We start from the raw sequence: 1,210 nt of genomic DNA, 5'->3' as shown, positions 1-1,210 counted from the left end.
GAATAAGTGAGGAAAAGAAAAGTGGTTCATGAAAATATGAATCTAATATTTATGATAATGATGTTATATTAAAAAAGATTATTGATGATTATCAAAATGAAGCAGGATTCTTTTTCAAACAAATCTTTTCAATGTTAATTGAATTTGCACAAAAAAACAAATTCTTAGACGAAGAAGCTTACAAAAAATATGAAGAAAACACAATTAAAGAAGAGGGTGTTTCAACCCAAAATAGGTGACCTGATTCTGTGGCTAATTATTTTATATCTTCAGGTAGCAGCGAAAAGAAAAAACATGAACTGAATGAAATTGTTGATTATATAATAAACGAGCAATAAAAGCGGAGACATACATTGTTCCAAACTTGTTAGTGGAAATGGATGGCATGCTTTAAAATACGGAAAATAAAAAGAGGATTAGTCCATTGTTGAATTAATTGTGTTTTGTTTTTAATTACAAAACCTCAATATGTCCAATTCTTTAATGGCGATATTTTAATTTGCATAAAGAGGTTAAAAAAATAAACCCTTTTGGTTCATTTCAAGATTGAACCTTTAAGGCTTTTTTTATTAATAATCTGCTTTCTTAGTATTCGGATCAATAATAACTTGATGCTTATAAGCATCTTTTATTCTGTGGTAATTATCTCCATCTGTACAAACATAAATACTATCCTTATGAATTACAGAATTGTTTTGTGTTGTAGTTTGTTTGATGGTTCCGTCCATCATTGCAAATTCTGCATAGACCCTCTTTTCCTTAATGCATATATACACAAAGGTTTATAAGAGATAAACATACAAACATAAATACAAGTATTCCTACCGTCTTATAACCTCCTTGGTTGTTTTATAGAAGTATAGTAATACAGTATAAAGGTTATAAAGGATAAATTCCTTTTATTATCTTCTTACTATACTAATACTTACTTATAGTTAGTATCTTTATTATGTTTAAGGCTTTAAGGCCTTTAGGACTAAATGGAATGGGGAAATGAAAACCAGGCGTTATTCGCTTGGTTCTTTATTGTAATTTAAAATGCTATCTTTTAGCGGTCTTTTTCTAGATTTGTTGTTGGGAAGGGCTTTATAAAAGACCCTTTCTTTTTAAGTATCTGTTTACTTTAAATTCCATTTGTTTTTTAAGCTCTTGATCATCTATTTTGTATATAAGTTTTAGTTGTTCAAGCATTATAAAAACATCGGCCATT

At 28.4% G+C, this 1,210-nt stretch carries 2 protein-coding genes; one reads left to right on the top strand and one right to left on the bottom strand.

Annotated elements, in window-relative coordinates:
• On the top strand, positions 1–338 hold a 338-nt coding region (locus C4B24_RS05065; protein ID WP_168388375.1), incomplete at its 5' end, for a hypothetical protein.
• A 231-nt stretch (positions 339–569) separates the two neighbouring features.
• On the opposite strand, the gene C4B24_RS05060 is transcribed toward C4B24_RS05065, so the two are convergent.
• On the bottom strand, positions 570–776 hold the full coding sequence (locus C4B24_RS05060; protein WP_168388374.1) for a hypothetical protein: 207 nt from the start codon (positions 774–776) through the stop codon (positions 570–572).
• Positions 777–1,210 lie beyond the last annotated feature (434 nt).

It is taken from the genome of Mycoplasma marinum (assembly GCF_004335975.1).
In the GTDB taxonomy this organism is placed as follows: Bacteria; Bacillota_I; Bacilli_A; order Mycoplasmatales; family Metamycoplasmataceae; genus Mycoplasma_K; species Mycoplasma_K marinum.
This window is presented reverse-complemented; position numbering and strand designations above follow the sequence as displayed.